General features: G+C 45.3%; 16 protein-coding genes and 1 pseudogene. 6 read left to right on the forward strand and 11 right to left on the reverse strand.

The window, feature by feature from the left end; genetic code table 11:
- Entirely contained in the window at positions 1-630 is a 630-nt protein-coding gene (locus tag KHO06_RS23690) for a hypothetical protein (protein ID WP_212582675.1), read from the reverse strand.
- Positions 631-779: 149 nt separating this feature from the next.
- Between KHO06_RS23690 and KHO06_RS23695 the strand changes: the two genes are divergently transcribed.
- From KHO06_RS23695 to KHO06_RS23710, 4 genes are all read left to right on the forward strand, one after another.
- Complete coding sequence (locus KHO06_RS23695; protein WP_050905791.1) at positions 780-1181, forward strand: GFA family protein; 402 nt, start codon at positions 780-782, stop codon at positions 1179-1181.
- A 180-nt stretch (positions 1182-1361) separates the two neighbouring features.
- Complete coding sequence (locus KHO06_RS23700) at positions 1362-2033, forward strand: YoaK family protein (protein WP_045398952.1); 672 nt, start codon at positions 1362-1364, stop codon at positions 2031-2033.
- 470 nt (positions 2034-2503) lie between these two features.
- Positions 2504-3868 carry a YjiH family protein gene (locus KHO06_RS23705; protein WP_005425140.1) on the forward strand — a complete coding sequence of 455 codons (1365 nt, stop codon included), beginning with the start codon at positions 2504-2506 and terminating at the stop codon, positions 3866-3868.
- A gap of 468 nt (positions 3869-4336) precedes the next feature.
- Positions 4337-6208, forward strand: coding sequence for a methyl-accepting chemotaxis protein (locus KHO06_RS23710; protein WP_045372555.1), 1872 nt, complete (start codon positions 4337-4339; stop codon positions 6206-6208).
- A gap of 77 nt (positions 6209-6285) precedes the next feature.
- On the opposite strand, the gene KHO06_RS23715 is transcribed toward KHO06_RS23710, so the two are convergent.
- From KHO06_RS23715 to KHO06_RS23725, 3 genes are all read right to left on the reverse strand, one after another.
- Positions 6286-6603: a hypothetical protein gene (locus tag KHO06_RS23715; protein WP_080992272.1), complete on the reverse strand. Its 318-nt coding sequence runs from the start codon at positions 6601-6603 to the stop codon at positions 6286-6288.
- 238 nt (positions 6604-6841) lie between these two features.
- Positions 6842-7999, reverse strand: coding sequence for an aromatic amino acid transport family protein (locus KHO06_RS23720; protein ID WP_005425080.1), 1158 nt, complete (start codon positions 7997-7999; stop codon positions 6842-6844).
- Positions 8000-8781: 782 nt separating this feature from the next.
- Positions 8782-9093 carry a hypothetical protein gene (locus KHO06_RS23725; protein WP_045372548.1) on the reverse strand — a complete coding sequence of 104 codons (312 nt, stop codon included), beginning with the start codon at positions 9091-9093 and terminating at the stop codon, positions 8782-8784.
- Positions 9094-9233: 140 nt separating this feature from the next.
- On the opposite strand from KHO06_RS23725, the gene KHO06_RS23730 reads away from it, so the two are divergent.
- Entirely contained in the window at positions 9234-9581 is a 348-nt protein-coding gene (locus KHO06_RS23730; protein WP_005425102.1) for a helix-turn-helix transcriptional regulator, read from the forward strand.
- 93 nt (positions 9582-9674) lie between these two features.
- On the forward strand, positions 9675-10421 hold the full coding sequence (locus KHO06_RS23735) for a hypothetical protein (protein ID WP_212582676.1): 747 nt from the start codon (positions 9675-9677) through the stop codon (positions 10419-10421).
- An 88-nt stretch (positions 10422-10509) separates the two neighbouring features.
- Here the strand turns inward: KHO06_RS23735 and KHO06_RS23740 are convergent, their stop codons facing one another.
- The 7 genes and pseudogenes from KHO06_RS23740 to KHO06_RS23770 form a co-directional block, all read right to left on the reverse strand.
- The gene (locus KHO06_RS23740) at positions 10510-11256 is read right to left on the reverse strand and encodes a phosphatase (RefSeq protein ID WP_212582677.1); all 747 of its coding nucleotides are present in this window, start codon (positions 11254-11256) and stop codon (positions 10510-10512) included.
- A gap of 26 nt (positions 11257-11282) precedes the next feature.
- Positions 11283-12017, reverse strand: a complete 735-nt coding sequence (locus tag KHO06_RS23745) for a nucleoside/nucleotide kinase family protein (protein ID WP_212582678.1) — start codon at positions 12015-12017, stop codon at positions 11283-11285.
- A gap of 9 nt (positions 12018-12026) precedes the next feature.
- Complete coding sequence (locus KHO06_RS23750; RefSeq protein ID WP_212582679.1) at positions 12027-12545, reverse strand: MltR family transcriptional regulator; 519 nt, start codon at positions 12543-12545, stop codon at positions 12027-12029.
- A gap of 59 nt (positions 12546-12604) precedes the next feature.
- A complete protein-coding gene (locus tag KHO06_RS23755; protein WP_212582680.1) occupies positions 12605-13876 on the reverse strand; it encodes a zinc-binding dehydrogenase in 1272 nt (423 codons plus the stop codon).
- A gap of 47 nt (positions 13877-13923) precedes the next feature.
- Complete coding sequence (locus tag KHO06_RS23760) at positions 13924-15345, reverse strand: PTS mannitol transporter subunit IICB (protein WP_155483684.1); 1422 nt, start codon at positions 15343-15345, stop codon at positions 13924-13926.
- A 12-nt stretch (positions 15346-15357) separates the two neighbouring features.
- Positions 15358-15801 (reverse strand): PTS sugar transporter subunit IIA, encoded by a 444-nt coding sequence (locus KHO06_RS23765; protein ID WP_005425097.1) that lies wholly within the window; start codon positions 15799-15801, stop codon positions 15358-15360.
- A 453-nt stretch (positions 15802-16254) separates the two neighbouring features.
- Positions 16255-18002 (reverse strand): annotated as a pseudogene (locus KHO06_RS23770) (SgrR family transcriptional regulator).
- Between the last annotated feature and the right edge of the window lie 34 nt (positions 18003-18036).

Genomic DNA, 18036 nt, shown 5'->3' on the forward strand with positions numbered 1-18036 from the left:
TTACTGTTGCATATGTAGGTTATTGCCTACACGCTTAAGTGTCGTCGAATTCAATTGATTTGGTTGTTCTGCCATCGCTTGATTTTCGCCATGTTGAAGATAAGACAGCGAAATTTGCGTGTCACTTTCCCACTTCAAAGAAGACAGTTTAATTCGGTCACCGATGAAAACACTGTTCAATAAAACAACTCGGCTTGGAACCGCATCAAATTTAAACAAACCGATATAGTAAAACGCGCCTGAGCCCTGTGTAGTTACGATAACCGGAGCCAAAATCCATGGGGTTTCATTGATATCACGTTGAGCGATAAACTCGATTGGAACCAGAACTTCACCTTTGGTAGCACCTGCATCGTAGTGACCTTTCAAGAAGCCGTGCTCTTTATCCCATTGTTCAAGAAACGTAACAGCACTCTGCTCAGGAACCTGAACCGTCCACGGGTTGCGTGACTGAATACCTAGTACTTCCGCTACGATTGGATTTGATTGTGCTTGCACTTGAGGAAATTTCGCCATGATCTCATCGTCAGAAAGGCTAAAACGGTAAATGCCCGCGATGATCACCACCACTAATAGAACGATTGGGATCAAAAGAATGAGGGGGATGGGTAGGATTCTCTTACGAGCCATGAAGACTTCCTTGTGTTCTTGTTCTCTTGTCTATGTTCGGAGTATATACCAATTCACCGACCAAGACCTCAACACCTGACCGCTCATTTTGACTCAAGTGTTTCAAAATTAAACTAAACTATTTGTTGGGCAACCAATAGGTAATAACGATGACAAAAATCACCCACACATGTGAATGTGCCTGTGGCTTGGTCCAACTGCGTTGCACGGCGGAGCCCATTCGCACCTCCATTTGCCACTGTTTTGAATGCCAAAAGCGAACCGGAAGCGTATTCGGCGTTCAAGCTCGATTTAACAAAAACCAAGTCATCCTAGATGGTGACATCACCAGTTACACTCGTATTGCTGATTCAGGTAATCACGTTCAATATGACTTCTGCCCGGCATGCGGCACAACCATGCGCTTACAGCTATCGGACGCTCCCGATTACGCAATCATTCCAATGGGACTGTTTAATAACAAAGAGTTTCCAGAACCCACGGTTTCTATCTATGAACAAAGGAAGCATGGCTGGGTAAGCTTTGATTGTACGATGGAACACGCAGGTTGAGTGACAACGCCATATTCAGAATACAAACATGCGACATGTCTCTCCTGCTCAAAGTTTGAGAACATCATTCAACAAAAGTTGAGATTTTATTGAGAATGATCAACCGAGTACTGGGAGAAAGACTTTCGTTCCGCGCCACGAGCGTTATAATCTGCTCCTAACATTTGGTGAGGTTTTATTGTGATTTCCAGACTTCCTCGTTGGGTGGAATATGGCGCCTTTCTGCTTGCTCTCCTAGCAGGCTGCGTCAATGCCGTAGGTCTTCTCGGCTTTCAACATCAAGCGATAACGCATCTTTCCGGAACCGTAACTCAGCTAGGGAATAGCTTACTAACAGGTGTGGACTCAACCATCCACCTGCTTTTTATTGTATTCAGCTTTTTGATTGGCTCTGCGTTTAGCGGATTCTTTATCGAAAGTAGCGCTCTAAAGCTCGGCCGCCGCTATGGTGTGGCACTATGTATCGAAGGTAGCTTACTACTTTTGAGCTTGGGCTTTTTAGTACAAGGTAACGTGTATGGTCAGTACCTTGCTTCTGCAGCCTGTGGTTTGCAGAATGCGATGATCACCACCTTCAGCGGTGCCGTTGTAAGGACGACACACATGACCGGCATCATTACCGACCTAGGTATCATGATTGGAGAAAGCTTACGTGGACGCCAATTCGACCGACGTAAAGCCAAACTGTTTATCTTCATTTTCTTTGGCTTCTTACTCGGTGGTTCGGTTGGTGCTGGTTTGTTTAACGTTTTTGAACTGTATGCGTTAGCCTTCCCTGCGCTTCTCGCTTTCGTTATCGCTATCGCATACTGGGGCTACCTCTACCTACAGAGCCGCCATCAACCAGTCTAGCTTTTATCTGACGGTTTAAGCATTTTACTTAAGCCGTCACTCTCTTCGCTTTCTTCACTCTTCATATCCATTAAACGAACGCCATCAAATGGGCTGATTTAGCTTTTTGTTCTTTATTCCCCTATAAACAGTGGAACTACTGGCAGAAAAGCCCGCTTTTAGCTTGAGATCCGAATCACATTTGCTAGGCTTTTTATTGCTTTGGTCACACTGTGTCGCTTAACAGGATGCTCAGAGAGGCCTGCGTGCTACAATTTTCTAACACGAGCAACAATTTCATATACAAGATTCTAGTTTTGATTCAATTAACCGAAAAAACAGCTGAATAACTAGATGTATTTAATGAATAGTATTGCAAAGGATGCAGTTTGCGGGTAATCTCCGCACACTGTGATTAAATACGGATGTTTAGTGAATATTTATGTCATGGAATATGGCGAGTATTGACTAGTAGTAACACGAGACAAACAATGCATAACAACACTAATGCTGCTGAAGCGCCTAAGGGCAACTTTTGGATGTTCTTCATCCCATCCCTGATTGGTCTTCTACTCTTCATGGCACCTATCTCTTACGATGGTGACCTGACCATTCCTGTTGCGGTTATGGCAAAAGTCATTCCTGCAGTTCTTGGCGATACTTTAATTGCTATCGTTACCGCTATTATTGCTTTCATGGCCGTTGCTTCTGTTCTTTGCAAAATTTTTAAGCCAGCAGCAATTCTGCGTAACGGTTTCCTGAACGGCCTATTTAATCCATCACCATTGTGGCTTATGGTTCGCTTAATCGGTGGTGCTGCAGTACTGATGACTTTCTTCCAAGTTGGTCCAAAAGCCATTTGGGAAGAAAACACTGGTGGCCTAGTGCTTACTGGTCTTCTACCAACGCTGTTTGCGGTATTCATTTTTGCTGGTCTATTGCTGCCGCTACTGCTTAACTTCGGTCTACTAGAATTGTTTGGTGCGCTGCTAAGTAAGGTGATGCGCCCGGTATTTAACCTACCAGGTCGTAGTGCGATCGACTGTATGGCTTCTTGGTTAGGTGATGGCAGCGTGGGTATTCTGCTTACCAGCAAGCAGTACGAAAATAACTTCTACACTCAACGTGAAGCGGCTGTCGTCGGTACAACTTTCTCTGCTGTATCTATTACCTTTAGCTTAGTTGTCATCGCACAAGTTCAATTAGAACACCTATTCCTACCTTTCTACGGCGCTATCTGTCTAGCGGGTATTGTTGCGGCGATCATTATTCCTCGCTTACCACCGCTAAGCCTGAAGAAAGACCGCTACATCGATGGCAGCGCACCTAAGAAAGATGCAGACGCAGTACCTGCAGGTCACACGACTTTCTCATGGGGTATGGACCTTGCTCTAAAACGCGCTGGCCAAGTAACTTCTGTACAGTCAGTATTTAAAGAAGGCGTACATAACGCTATCGACATGGTGTTTGGTGTACTACCTGTCGTTATGGGCTTGGGTACAGTGGCACTAGTGATTGCAGAATACACCTCAGTATTCGAAATCCTAGGTCAACCATTTATCCCTTACCTAGAATTGCTACAAATCCCTGAAGCTGCTGCAGCGTCTCAAACTATCGTTGTGGGCTTTGCTGATATGTTCATCCCAGCAATCCTAGCGGCTTCTATCGATAACGAAATGACTCGCTTTGTGATTGCAGCAATGTCTGTAACACAGCTAATTTACATGTCAGAAGTGGGCGCACTGCTTCTTGGTAGTAAGATTCCAGTTAACATCGTAGAGCTGTTCGTTATCTTCATTCTACGTACGCTGATTACGCTTCCAGTTATTGCTGGTGTAGCTCATTTGATTTTCTAAAATCGATCAATTTTAGAAGGCTCCGCTCTGTCGGGGCCTTTTTTGTATCTAAAGACTTTCTGTTACATTTCACGCCATTTTTATCACACCTCTCGTTATCTATTCAGCTTTCTAATAGCCTTACTTTTAACGCATAACTTATAAATATAACTTTAAATTCATTAGTTTAAATTGAAGAAAAGCGACAACTCAGACTTGTTTATATAAGGCTCAATGATACTATTCTTATGTTTTTAACAGTTTGATGACGAAGTTCAACAAATCAGATCAATCTCACAACTTTATAAAACAACTCGCCTTTTGTTCGCATTTTGATAACGAAAGTCGAAATTAACCTTCAGGTTTCTGATTAATCTGTCGATAACAAAAATAACAAACACAATAGTGTGTTCACTTCTGCCGAATGTACCCAACAAAATAAGAGGTACAAGCAGAGTAAACCAGCCGGGAGACTCGAGAGGAAAAAATATGAAATTTAGACATAAGGTTGTCACCGCCTCTTCTATTTTATTGCTTGTGACTGTGGCGTTGCTGTCGACACAACAAGTTATGACCATCCGTTCACAGATCGAAGAAAACATCGATACCAGCGTGAGTGAGATCCTATCCAGTGTGGGGAACACGGTAGAATCGGAAATGAACGCTAAGAAAGAACTCGCTCAATCCATGACTGAGATTCTTGAAATTAACCCAAGCGACCACGATTACGTGAAAGAAGTGCTAGAAAAGCCAATGCCAAAATCAAGCTTCTTGGCCATTGGTTATGCTTACGACAGCAACGGATTCGTGATTGAAAACGATGATGGTTGGGAAGCGGGCCCTGATTACGATCCTCGTGTTCGCCCTTGGTTTGTATCAGCAAAAGCAGAAAACAAGCTTGTTGTCACCGATCCTTACGTGGATGTTTCTTCTAAGAAAGTGATCATCTCTATCGGTACTCCAGTGCGCGAAGCTGGCCAGTTTTTAGCAGCCATGTTTTACGATATGGAGCTAACCACCCTTTCTGACTTGGTTAACCAAGTAAACCTATTTGATGCGGGTTATCTTTTCCTAGTAACGGCAGATGGCACGACGATCGCGCACCCAGAAGCCAAATACAACGGCGAGAAGCTCTCAAGCTACCTACCACAAGTAGAGCTAGCATCAGGAGCTCAGCACATCGAGATGAACGGCGACAAATTCATGGTCAGCCTAACCCACATCCCAAGTGAAAACTGGTATGTAGGTGCAGTTGTTGATGAGAGCATTGCTTACTCAGCGATCGACACACTGCGTAATAGCGCAATCATCTACTCATTGATTGCTGTGATTGCCTCTATCATCGCACTGACTATCCTTATCCGTACCTTGATGCGCCCTCTTGATGAGCTAAACACCGCAATCCAAGCTGTAGCATCAGGCAAAGGCGATTTGACGCAGCGTTTGGATACCAATACCGATCAAGAATTCTCTGAACTAGCAAAAGGTTTCAACACCTTTATGGAGAACTTGCAGCACCAAATCATCGAATCGAAGAGCATTTCTGATCAGATCCTAAGTGGTACGCAAATTACCGCTGAAGGCGCTCGTGATTCTGCTTCTGCAATTCAAACTCAGCTGCAAGAGCTTGAACAGTTGGCGACAGCAATGCACGAGATGTCGGTAACGGCAACAGAGGTTGCCAACAACGCACAAGGCGCAGCAAGTGCAGCGAAAGAAGCGGACGAAGCGACAGTGCAAGGTTCTTCTATCGTGAATGAGTCGACTGAGACGATTAACCTACTGTCAGACAGCATCGATCAAGCGGTAGAGGAAGTACAAGGCCTTGAGTCAGCAACAGCAAATATCGAGACGATCCTAAAAGTGATCAACGATATCGCAGACCAAACTAACCTACTGGCACTGAACGCAGCAATCGAGGCTGCCCGTGCGGGAGAATCTGGTCGTGGCTTTGCCGTTGTAGCGGATGAAGTTCGTACACTGGCGCAACGTACTCAAGAATCTACTACAGAAATCCGTAGCATGATTGAGCAGCTTCAATCTGGCGCTTCCTCTGTTGCAAGTGCTATGCACCAGAGCAAAGGCAGTGCAGTCGAAGCGGTAGAGAAAGCAGAACACGCCAATGACGCTCTACAACGTATCCGCGATGCGATTCAACGTATCTCTGATATGAACCTGCAAATTGCGTCGGCAGCAGAAGAACAAAGCTTAGTAGCAGAAGAAATCAACAACAACACGGTTAACATTAAAGACCTGTCGACCCAAGTTGCTGATTCAGCGAACCGCACCAACGATGCAATGCAAGCACAGCATGAAGACGTTCGTAAGCAAGATGAGATCCTAAACCGCTTTACGGTTTAACTTCTCCTTTTTAACCCAGAACAAACTTCATCAAACAACAAGCAAAACAGCGAGCCAAAGTGCTCGCTGTTTTTTGTTTACAAAGCCACGTGTATGTAACGATCTTTCGAACGCTTATAGTAGAAGTCATCCACTTTTAGGTAAGTAAAATTACCTATCTGAATGTAGGTACCGCGTGGTGGAATGTGTTTGTAATGGTAGTAATGATGTTTTGGCCGCTTGTGCTTAACCACCACCACCTTTTTGTGTTTATGCTTGTGTTTGTGATGATGGTGGTGATGCCCGTGATGATGTCCGTGTTTGTGGTGATGTTTTGGATGTGCAGCGACTTCAGCGCTAAACATCCCCAAAGAAAACATCATCCCAACGATCGTTAAAGAAAATCGCTTCGACACTCGGTTCCCCTTTACTCTATAACTTATTGCTTATCATAAAGAGAGAACTCGCTAGCCATGTCAGATGCTCGCGAGGCTGTTTCACCGCCAAGTAAAATATCATCAAGGTTTATCAGGCCATAGTCAGACCATACACACCGCTGATACAGTGCTAACAATTCGGCACAAAAAAACCGCTTGTCCAGTTTAGGACAAGCGGCTTTCTACAAGTCAGTGATTGTGTATTGGTCGAGACGGTTTACACCGCTTGAGCAAACAGCAAGAAGCAACCGAATAGGAAGATCATGCTCATGCCCATTGCGCCACCACCAGCTTCGTACACGTTGTTGTCTTCCACTGGCACGCGACGCACTTTCATTGTCATCGATAGCGGAACGAATACCGCTAGGAACACAAGGATGATGCCAGCGTAGCTAAGAATAGCTAGGAAGTGTTCTGGAGCAAACACCGCGCCAAGTAACGGCAGAATAAACGTTGCCACGAATACAACAGGCTTACTTGCTTTCAGAAGATCCGCGTTTTGATCGTACAACGCCATTGCCACACCCAAGAAAGATGTCAGAAGTGCTAAGCCAGTAAACATAGACAGAATGAACTCAAGGCCGGAGTACTGCTGACCAAGAACAGAGATCAACTCAGACACGTTTGAGAACTGAATAAGCTCGTGCGGTGGCAGGTTACCTACTACCGCGAAAAGCCACAGTAGGTAGCAAACAAGAGGAATGGTCGAGCCAACGATAATCATATTGCGCAGTTGGTTCTTACTCGCTTCTTTGTTGTAAGTTACCAAAGAAGGGATCACCACCATAAAGCCAAAGCTTGTGAACAGAACTGAGCTTTGTTTGATCAGTGCCATTTTGTCTGCGTTCACGACTTCACTTAGGCCTTCAAACGAGACATTTGGCGCAAGAGAGAATAACGTCAGAACAAGTGCGACAATCATACCGATGAATAAGCCACGGTTTAGTTTATCAACCACACCGGTACCCGCAGATACGATAAGACCAACCAAAACGGTAAAGCCAACTTGGCTAGAAATGGTAGAAAGTGGTAGGCCAACTGATGAGGTCACTTTTTGTACCAAGTCGCCAGCGCCAATGATATAAGCCATCAGAAGACAAACAAGCAGTGCGTACAACAAACCGTTAGTAACAAGCTGACCGCCTTTACCGAGAGTTTCACGAGCGATTGCGTTCATGCTGACGCCACCACCTACTTTGCAGCTTGCTTCCAATAAAAGCAGTGCAGCATAAGTGGTACCCGCCCAGATGAACAGCATAAGAAGAGTGCCCCACAGGAGGCCGAATTGAGCAAGCACCATTGGTATAGCAAGCATACCAGCGCCAAGAGCAGTGCCTGCAACGATCAGGGAACTGCCGACAAGTTTTAGGTTCACGGTTAATACCTCTAAAATTTAATCCGTTTTGTTGTGACTTATCGTGCTTTTGGTTCGAAGCACGATCAACGGAAATGCCCTACCTTGCTGCCAATGAATTCGGTGTGATACCGCAATTCAGGATGCATGAAGCCTAAGCTCAAGATGGATCTATCCTGTCTGAGCATTTTAAGGATGTAGGGAATCATTTCCGGGCAGAGTTCGATTAACGGAACGTCTCATTTTGGGTTCGAAGCAAAATCAGCGCATCCTTTTTCGTCAATCCCATTCTCTGCTGAATGGATTTGGTTCGAAGGGATTGTAAGGCATAAATAGGACGATTGAAAAGCAAAAGCTCTTTCTTATAGCCATATATTTTAACAAAAGTAAGCTAATGCAACAGATATGTTGCAAAACAGCCGATTATTTAGCCTTTTGTTGTTATAAAGTATAAGAAGTGAGCTTTGGTGCTCAGTTTTTTGAGGTGTACATGAAAATGTACACTCTATCGAAAGGTGTTAGAAACCTGGAGCATAGCCTAGATTCATCAATATCGTTATTATTCGCTCCGTACCGACACGTTTCGGTTCACATACCTCTAAACACTGATTTACGGTTCGAAAACTTAGGTAAATGAGTGTTCCGAATGCTGGGTGTGGTTCCCCAGCATTTGAATCCTTCCTTTCATTGATTTCTAGCACTTGGATTTAGCGCAATTGATATTGCGGGATTTCGTTCGTCTGTAATTTTGTTCAACGTTTGTTTCAGTAAGGTTTGCTTCAATAAGCCCATGTTTCAAAGCATCATAGCTCTTTGTCTAGTGCGTCGATGATGTAAGTTAATGCCGCTATGCCCATGTCTGAAACTAAACGCTCCATCGAACTTAGGTTCTCATAGGTTTGATCCAACTCTGCTTGATCAATATAACCTCGATGTAAAAACAGCTCTTTGTACTTCATTAATCGTTTCTGTGATTCACGAGTTAACCAAGTGACGTCCAGCCGAATATCGCGACTGCGATTACGAATTTCAGCAAGCAGTTGTTCTAAAACGCGTTGCATTTTGCGAATATCTACCTCGCCAGAAATTGATTTATAAATCTGATATTTTTCCATTTTCTGAAACTAACTGAAATTACGTAAATTTTTTGTGGAACGTCATTCTTATCGCTATATCAATTTGGGTAAATACGAGGTGGCTAAACTGGTCCGGTTATTGCGTGGTTAAGGACAAAACTGTCCTCTAAGGAGTGCCAATGCAAGTAGACCCATTAATTGAAGTCCTTATAAAGCGACGCAAAATGAAAGGCGTCTCACGCGAGCAAATGGCTAAAGTCGCAGGGATGAGCGAAAAGACTTATCAAAGAATTGAGAGAGGCGAGTCGGATTTAAAGCTTTCGCAATATCGTTCCATATTACGTGCTCTCAACCTGACCGATTTAGATATTGCCCTTGATGCCAGAGGCGTCGGGAATATCTCCGCAAATGATGTTGCTTCAGCAGCAAGACTGCTATCACCAGAGGCGCAATCCATGCTGACAAAACTCATATTCTTGGTGCTAGAGCAGAAAACCAACGAAGGCAAAAGCCTCAAAAAAACATAAAATCGTGACCTAGACTCCCATCTCAAACAACGTTATGGTGAGCTGAACTTACTTATTACCGCTTCGAGACTCCAAACGGTGGAGGAAGGCACTATGAGAAGCATCTGGGTCATAACAACCGCTATTCTCTGGCTGTGTGCGCCTACAGTCGTGTCTGCGCAACAACAAATGAAGCCAGCCGTAAAACCGATCACCCAACCGGGAGATAAAAACGATTTACATTCCGTCAATCGCCCTTATAGGCCAATCAAGCCGCCCTACTATCACCATCGGCCATATTATCGTCCGCCCTATTACCGACCACCCTACTATCATCGACCGCCGTATAGCGTGAGACCTCCGCGTTATCATTCGTCATTCATCTATGTGAGTCCAGGGTACTGGTATCCGCCTTATCGCGGGCGTTACTATTATTACCACAGTGATTTAGTGGGCATTGCGACCTTCGCCGTTTTCGCTGGCGTCACCTATGCCATCGTTCATGATTCCTATTACCGTCGTGATGGTGTCCGCTATGTGTATGTTCGTTATCCACCAAGCGGTAACTACACCATTTTACGTGATGACCGTATAGGGACTTCTTCGGCGGTAAATGATGCTTCGGCGTCGAAACAAACCGTCGCACCATCAATAAGATCAAACACCGCAAGAGTGCATCAAAAACCACCAGCGCCGAAACCAGAGCCAAGCCCTTACAAACTCGGTGAAATCGTAGACTCCTTGCCTCACACTAAAGAAACTGTGGTCGTCAACGGACAGAGCTATTTCAAATACAAGAATACTTGGTTTGCACCACTTAGGGCCGAACGCAAGTTTGTTGTGGTGGAGTCACCGCTGTAGTGCTGTACTGGATTATCCTGAACGAACAAAAACCCGCAGATTGCGGGTTTATGCTTTCTTGTAGATAGCCGTTTGAGTCACTCGTTTTTCAATAGAGTGCTTCGAACTCAGGGATCCTCGCCTTACCTCTCAGCAGTAAGAAGTTCAAGAATCGACTCGTCGATGTAGTGAGTATCTTCTCTTCATCCACCCCGTGTTTTTCCAGCAAAGCAATCGCCAAATCTAACTTGGAAATCTCTTCACTGAAATGGGCATCCGACCCTGTACTGAAGTAAACGCCAATCTCTTTGCCCAATTCGACAATGCGATCACAACGAGAATCACTGCCCTTACGGCTTTTGCCCGTCAAAGACGTATTGTTAACTTCAATTGCAACATTGTGCTCTTTGGCACAGAGCAAAACCTGTTCCATATCGAATGGGTAATTTGGGTTACCTAAGTGGCCAAGAACATCCACTCTGCCACTTTTAATGGCATTTATCAGGGCAGCGGTATGCTCAGTTTCCGTTGCTGGCTTGAATACGGGTTCATGGAAGCTCGCAATCACCCAGTCGAGATGTTGGTCAGAGGAAGGTGGTAAGTCTATCTCCCCTTTCACATTCAGCATGTTGGCTTCGACGCCACGGAGAATGCCGATCTCATGTAAAAAGCGGGGCAAAATTCTTTGATTGTTGAAATGCCAGTAGTGAGGGGCTCCTGGCATCTCGGGAGCATGATCGGTGGTACAAAGAAGTTTTAGCCCCTTATTCTTGGCAGACAATGCGTTCTCTAGAATGGTGCTGTAAGCGTGTCCACTGGCAATAGTATGGGTGTGGCTATCAATCACGATATCCATGGTGACCTCCTGAGATTGTGGACGAACTATCGAATTTCGAACGAACCGTTTTGATTGAGAAACAACGATAAGTCAGCAGGAATCGAATGATTCAACACTTTATCAACGTTGACAGCATCAGAGCATAAGTAGAACTCCAAGGCGGCTTCTGGGTCTGTGCCACCACGAATCTTACGATTGACTAAACGCTCTTGTAGAAACTCCGCTTGAGTATCAATAAACACCGTAAAATCGGCCAAGCGATGCAGCTCTTTCCATACTGGTTCATCAAGCAACAGCCAGTTGCCCTCGACGACGACAATATTGCGGTTAACCTGAATGGCATCATCCACAGGATCATGTAAGTTGCGATCGTAGTAAGGCCATTTGCTGTCTTTCACTTTAAGCTGTTTCAGCTTGTCGATAAGCTCGGTGAGATTGAACGTCTCGTAAGAGCCTTTAATGCTGCGCAGAGGAACAATTTCACCATTACGTTCAATGGTGTTGCTGTCGAGGATTTCGTTCGGGTAGTGAAAACCATCAAAAGGCAGAACCTGAAGTGGCTCTTGGTTTTCATCTTGTTCAGAGAGGTGTTCCCAGAACGCAGCTAGGGTCGACTTACCGCTGCCCGGAGGGGCACACAAGAACACAATAATACGTTCCTGCTTCTCATGATAAAGACGGATAAATTTTTCGATAAGAGGTTGATGGATTCGCTTTACGTCGGCATCGGGAAAGGTAGCTTCGGTTTCAAAACCACTGACGTTTAAATTCACTTTCATGGTGAACCCTTATTGATTGATCTCCCCTTCGATTCTTTCTATCAACATTTCACATGACAGCTTCAACACTGTTTTGATGAGAGATTCGTATCTCATTTGCGAAAAGGACTCAAACGAAGAGAACTTAAGCTGATTGATCGACTCAAGATAAAAGCTGTCTTGCTGAGAAGAGAGAACCGCTTGGTTTTTGATGAAGTCATAAATCACGTCATCCGCGAATTCGACTTTCTCCGGTTGGCCAACCACGTACTCCAACACCTGATCGTACAATCCGATATCGGCGTAAGTTTCCAAAGAGATTTTGCCCATCGCAAACATCAGCTTTGATACCACATCAGTCGTCACCAACGGACCATCTTCTTTCAATAAAGGATCCACAGCATACTCCTTCACTAGGTCGTCTTGGACGAACACGCTCGGAAGTAATGCTTTTAACTTGAGGTTAATTATTTTGTTAGAAACCTGAAGAAACGCAGTCGCATTTTCGCACTCGTCCAGTTTCTCCAGTAATTCGTCTTCACGTGACAACGTATTATGACCTCTCCATTATGTGGCAGCGCAAAGGCTACCACACAAATTCGTTGCAACTAAACCGTTAAGCTCACGTCATAAAACTCAAGTAACGCTTTTTCTGCCTGTGCGTTCCACACATAGTTATTCGCGTTCAAAATTGCGTCTAATTCGGCGAAGAACGGGTCTTGGTCTGCCAACGATAAGAAATCATCAATCGCGGTCAATGGCAGGTCAATATGCGGGTAAATCAACTTCTTACCACCCGGGATATCCAACTGATTCAAAATCGTATGCGGTGCAGCTTGCAAGCCACCAACGTGGGTGATCATGAACGATGGATTGATCTTACCTTGTGAAGACAACTCGATAGATTCCACCATGTCGCCGGTCGAGCCACCAGACGTGCCCACAATGTGCGTTGATTCGTAATGCACGTTGTAGAAGTTAAACGGTACTTTGAATTTTTTATCGGTAGGGCCTGCGAAGAAGTTCAAGCAGCCATCGTTACCCAACAGCTCATCGGCTTGTTCTAGCACTTGCGATACCGCTGCATACACCATCACATCATCGTATCCTTTGCCATCGTTCAGCGCTTTCAGATAAGTCACAGGGTCATCGACTTGAGCGGTGTTGACGTAATGCAGTTCAACGCCTTGCTCTTTTGCTTTCTCAACCGGAATTAAGCACTCTGCGCGGTCTAAGCGTGCAGCGTCGATGTCTGTCACCACAATCAGTTTTGGCTTAACCGGGCCGTTAATCGCGTAGTCAATCGCGCCAATGCCCATAGGGCCAGCACACGCAAGTAGCGCTAACGCTCCACCCTCTTTGATGCCCATATCGTGCTCATACACGTATTGCGTAGTGTGGTAACTCGCGTGATAAGCACCAATGATGCATGACATTGGTTCAGCCAAAGACGCATCTGCAAAGTAATCACCGTGGTAAGGCAGCACACAACCTAAATCGATAGCGATTTTCGGAATGATGGAATACGTTGCGTTGCCACCAAAGGTTTCGTAGCTGTAACCCGCCGAGTAACCAGTAGGCAACCCCATTGCTGGTTGCAGTACAAAGTAATCGCCTGCTTTGTATTGGTCTTTTAGGTTCTCACCGACTTCAACAATCACACCTGCGTATTCGTGGCCCGTCATCACTGGCACTTCATCGATGTTCTCAGGTACGCGTTTGTGTTTGCTACCTAACAATGCCGCTTTGTAAGTGGACAAGCAGATGCTGTTTGAAATGTTTTTAACCAGAAGTTCATCGGCTGAAATGCTTGGCAAATCAAAGGTTCTTAGTTGAACGTCTTTCTCGCCACAGATAACCGCTGCCGTTGTTTGTACCATGATTTCTCTCCTAAATGGGGCGGTAGGTTCCGCCCCATACTGCATTGTTAGGCTGGTTGCTCAGTTGCGACCGTTTGTTGCTTAATCTTGTCCATCAGCTCATCGAGCGCTGGATCATTGAGGAAGTTCTTAATCGTTATTACTGGCAAGCCTGTTGCTTTAATCGCTCGGCTTTCTAAGCTTTCGTGCGTCACGACGATGTCAGCGTCACTTGGGACTTTTTCGATGGCGAAGTTTTTCACTTCAATATCAATCCCGGCTTGAACTAACTTGCGTTTGAAGGTTGAAGCCCCCATCGCGCTTGAGCCCATACCCGCATCACAAGCGAATGCGACGAATGAAATTGGTTTGTTGACTTCTTGTGTTGCAGCAGTAGCAGGTTTGATTGCGCCTTCCGCTTTCATGTCTTTCATATCAGAGACTGACTGTTCAAACTCATCTTCTTTGTCTTCTGCCTTGCTCATCTTCAGAATCGCACTTGCGACAAGGAAGGAAACAATCGTTGCAGTTGTGACACCTGCGATGGTCGCTAAGAAGCTGCCTTTCGGAGTCAATGCTAGGTAAGAGAAGATTGAGCCTGGACTTGGACCTGCTACCAAACCTGCATCAAGTAGGTTGAAGGTTGCGATACCTGTCGCTGCACCCGCAATCATCGCCAAGATCATGATTGGCTTCATCAACACGTACGGGAAGTACAATTCATGAATACCGCCGAAGAAGTGAATAATGATGGCACTTGGCGCAGAGCGCTTCGACAGACCTTGACCAAACTTCGCGTACGCCAGCAACATACCAAGGCCCGGACCTGGGTTAGATGCCACCATAAAGAAGATAGACTTACCTGTTTCAGCGGCCGCCTGCAGACCCAATGGGTAATAAATACCTTGGTCGATAGCGTTGTTAAGGAACAGCACTTTCGCAGGCTCGTTAATGATTGCTAGTAGAGGAAGGAATCCCGTCGCCACCAAGGCTTCGATGCCTGATTTCACAAACAAGTTTGCCGCTGTTACTGCAGGACCAACAATCTCGTAGGCGAACAGACACAGGATCATGCCCACAATACCTAGTGAGAAGTTGTTCACCACCATCTCAAAACCAGAAGGAATACGGTGTTGGATTCGCTTATCCATTTGCACCACAACCCAAGCACTGAGTGGGCCCATGATCATTGCGCCGACGAACATTGGGATGTCCGCACCAACGATAACACCCATGGTACCGATGGCACCGGCGACCGCGCCGCGTTTATCACCAACAATCTGACCGCCGGTATAACCGATCAACAGTGGTAATAAATAAGTGATCATTGGACCAACAAGCTCCCCAAACGCTTCGTTTGGCATCCAACCTGTTGGGATAAAGAGTGCAGTAATAAAGCCCCAAGCGATGAAGGCTCCGATATTTGGCAGCACCATGGCGGTCAAATGACCCCCGAAGGCTTGCACATTGGCTCGCATGTTTGCTTTCACGTTATGTTCCTTTTAGTATGCTTTTATTATGTCTAGCACTTGTTCCTTAGATGAAGCTTGTGCCAGTTTTGCAATGTTCTCTTCGTCCACAAACATCTCGCTCAGCGCTTGAATCACCTCAATGTGGGTATCAGAGTCTTTTGCAGCTAGGGTAATAAGAATGTTGGCAGGACCAAGGTCCGAACCAAAATCAACTGGTGAAGGGAAAATATGAATGCCCAAGCCCGTTTTTAGGACACCGGTTTCTGGGCGAGCATGTGGCATCGCCAGTCCAGGGCACAACACATAGTAAGGACCATTTTCTTCGGTCGATTGGATGATGGCATCCGCGTATTGCTGAGAAACGTAACCTTTGTCTTCTAGGTATTGCGTTGTCTTTTTAACTGCGTCTTGCCATTGGTAAGCGCGGTCATTAATAACATCTACTAGTTCGTGGTCGATTAATTCATACAGCATTTTTAAACCCTATCAACAGTTCGGTTTCGATGGGTTAATTATCAATAAGAGTCGTAGAGCCGCGCAAGCACGCCTCTTTTGTGCAACAAATCACAATTAAATGGCTGTCAATTTGTTTTAATGAACGTAGCTCAAAAATAGACAAAGAAAGTTAGCAACAAATTTTCTTTCAGCAACATGTCAATAGACATAATTTGAACCTCCGCACCTATCCAAACATTTCTAGAAATTCGCGATAATTTACCTCGATCACATTACGACTCTTGACTCGCTATTTATCGTGATTAAATTCAAACTTCATTTTTCACTAATTTGGCGCTAGTGAGTTTCAAACAGGGATAATCATCACACTTGTTTGCTAAAAGAAATCGAAACGTTGCTTAGTTTCAACATATGGCGAGCAGAAGGTCGGAAGAGAAAAGACACAAAAAACCCGCCGAGTGGCGGGTTTGATTAATCTGCTGACCATACTGATCGAATATCCGGCCAACCCCAGTTAGTGAGAGCGACGTCTTCTAAAACACCTTGGAAACGCAGTGTCTGAGTATGGTGGAACATTGGTGCGATCCAGTATTCACTGACCAGTGTTGAAGCAATAGGCTCAAGCGCAACTAAGTAATCTTCAAGGGGAACCAACGACCTCACCTTTTCCAACTGCTCATCAAGCCACTGCGCATTTTCTTCACCCAATGTATGGTACAAAACATCATTGCTAAAGAAGTTAGTAAAAGCAGAGACATGACGGCTGTCATCAGAAGTGGTGTTAGTCACCACCAGCGTCTCGTCTAGCGTTCCATTTTCCGCTTTTTCATTTAGCTCTCTGTAGGAATACATGATCGTCTCAACTTTACAGCCTTCCAATGCCAGGAGAGAAGAAATAGCACGAGCACAGCGACGAAGCGCAGTGTAGTTGTAACCCGCGATAGTGATGGTCTTCGGTAACTTGGTTCTGTCCCCAAAAGGACGTAAACGGGCTTCCAACTAGGTAGTAAGTTGGAAGCAGGAACGCTGCGAAACACTGTATTTTCTTTTCGCATCGCTTCTGCCAAACGCTCAGGTTGAATCAACTCTGCAATATAACGGCGCTGAGCACGAGACAAAGGCTGTTTAGCATGATGGTTGAACAGAGCAAACAAGCAACCATCTTCAGTTCGAGTGTGTTGACCATCATGAGGGGCTTTGTCATCTTGAGTCGAAACATAATGACCACACAAAGTCTCGCTAACGTTGATAGGCACACTACCAGTGAGTGAAGGGTTCTCCATTTTCTCATCGTTGACGATCCAAATCGTCACTATGTCTGTAAGTACACGGCAAGCGTAATAAGCATCGAAAGCTTTCAGCTTTAGTCGATTCGCATTGTGCTCAATCACCGAAAACGGGCCACTACCAATCACCAAGTTGTTGTTAGCCACGTTTACTTGGCTAACGGGTTGAATGCCATATTTCACCCCAGATATAAGCCCTGCAAAACCCAAGTCTGGCTTGCTCAGGGTAAACACTACTTTAAGAGGGTTTGGCGCAGTGATATCGGTAACGTGAGCCAGCTCTTTCTGGTAATACTCCAACGAACTCAGTTTGGCAAATAGACTCACCACGGTATCAGCATCAATCGGCGCCCCATTATGAAACGTTAGACCGGGGCGAAGGTAAAATGTCCACTCAAAGTTATCCTCATCGTAGCGCCAATGGTGGGCCAACTCTGGCTTTACCACACCGTTGTAGTCACTCGATACCAAGCAACAATAGATTTGACGCAGAAAGAAGCGCTCACTGCTGCGGTGAAGTTGGTGAGGGACGATACGTTCAAACATACGCTTATAAGTCAGCTGGATATTCAGTCGACCTTCTTGAACCGATGCACCTGAAGTGGTTTTGAGCAAACGTCCAAATGCAGTTTCGTCTTCATCGAGAATCGCCAGTGCTTTTTCGTACTTACCCAGCTTAATGCGCTCCAGAGCTAGGCTCTCTTTTAGCGCGCTTAACTCTATGTTTAGGAGCAATGTCGAACGCTGATTGCGGCCCGCTTTTGGCTGCCAACTTAACCACATGAGCGTCTGCATTTGTGACAACAAGCTGCGCGCATGACGAGGAGAAGTGAACAGCAAATCAGCAACTTCCTGCAACGTGGTTTTGACTTCACTACCAACACCTAATGGTGTCAGTCGTTGGTAGTAGCGGAACAAGTTGAGATCAGACACTGCGCATCCTCAAAAAGTGGAGATAGGTTTATTT

This window comes from Vibrio sp. B1FIG11 (assembly GCF_905175335.1).
GTDB classification, from domain to species: Bacteria; Pseudomonadota; Gammaproteobacteria; order Enterobacterales; family Vibrionaceae; genus Vibrio; species Vibrio campbellii.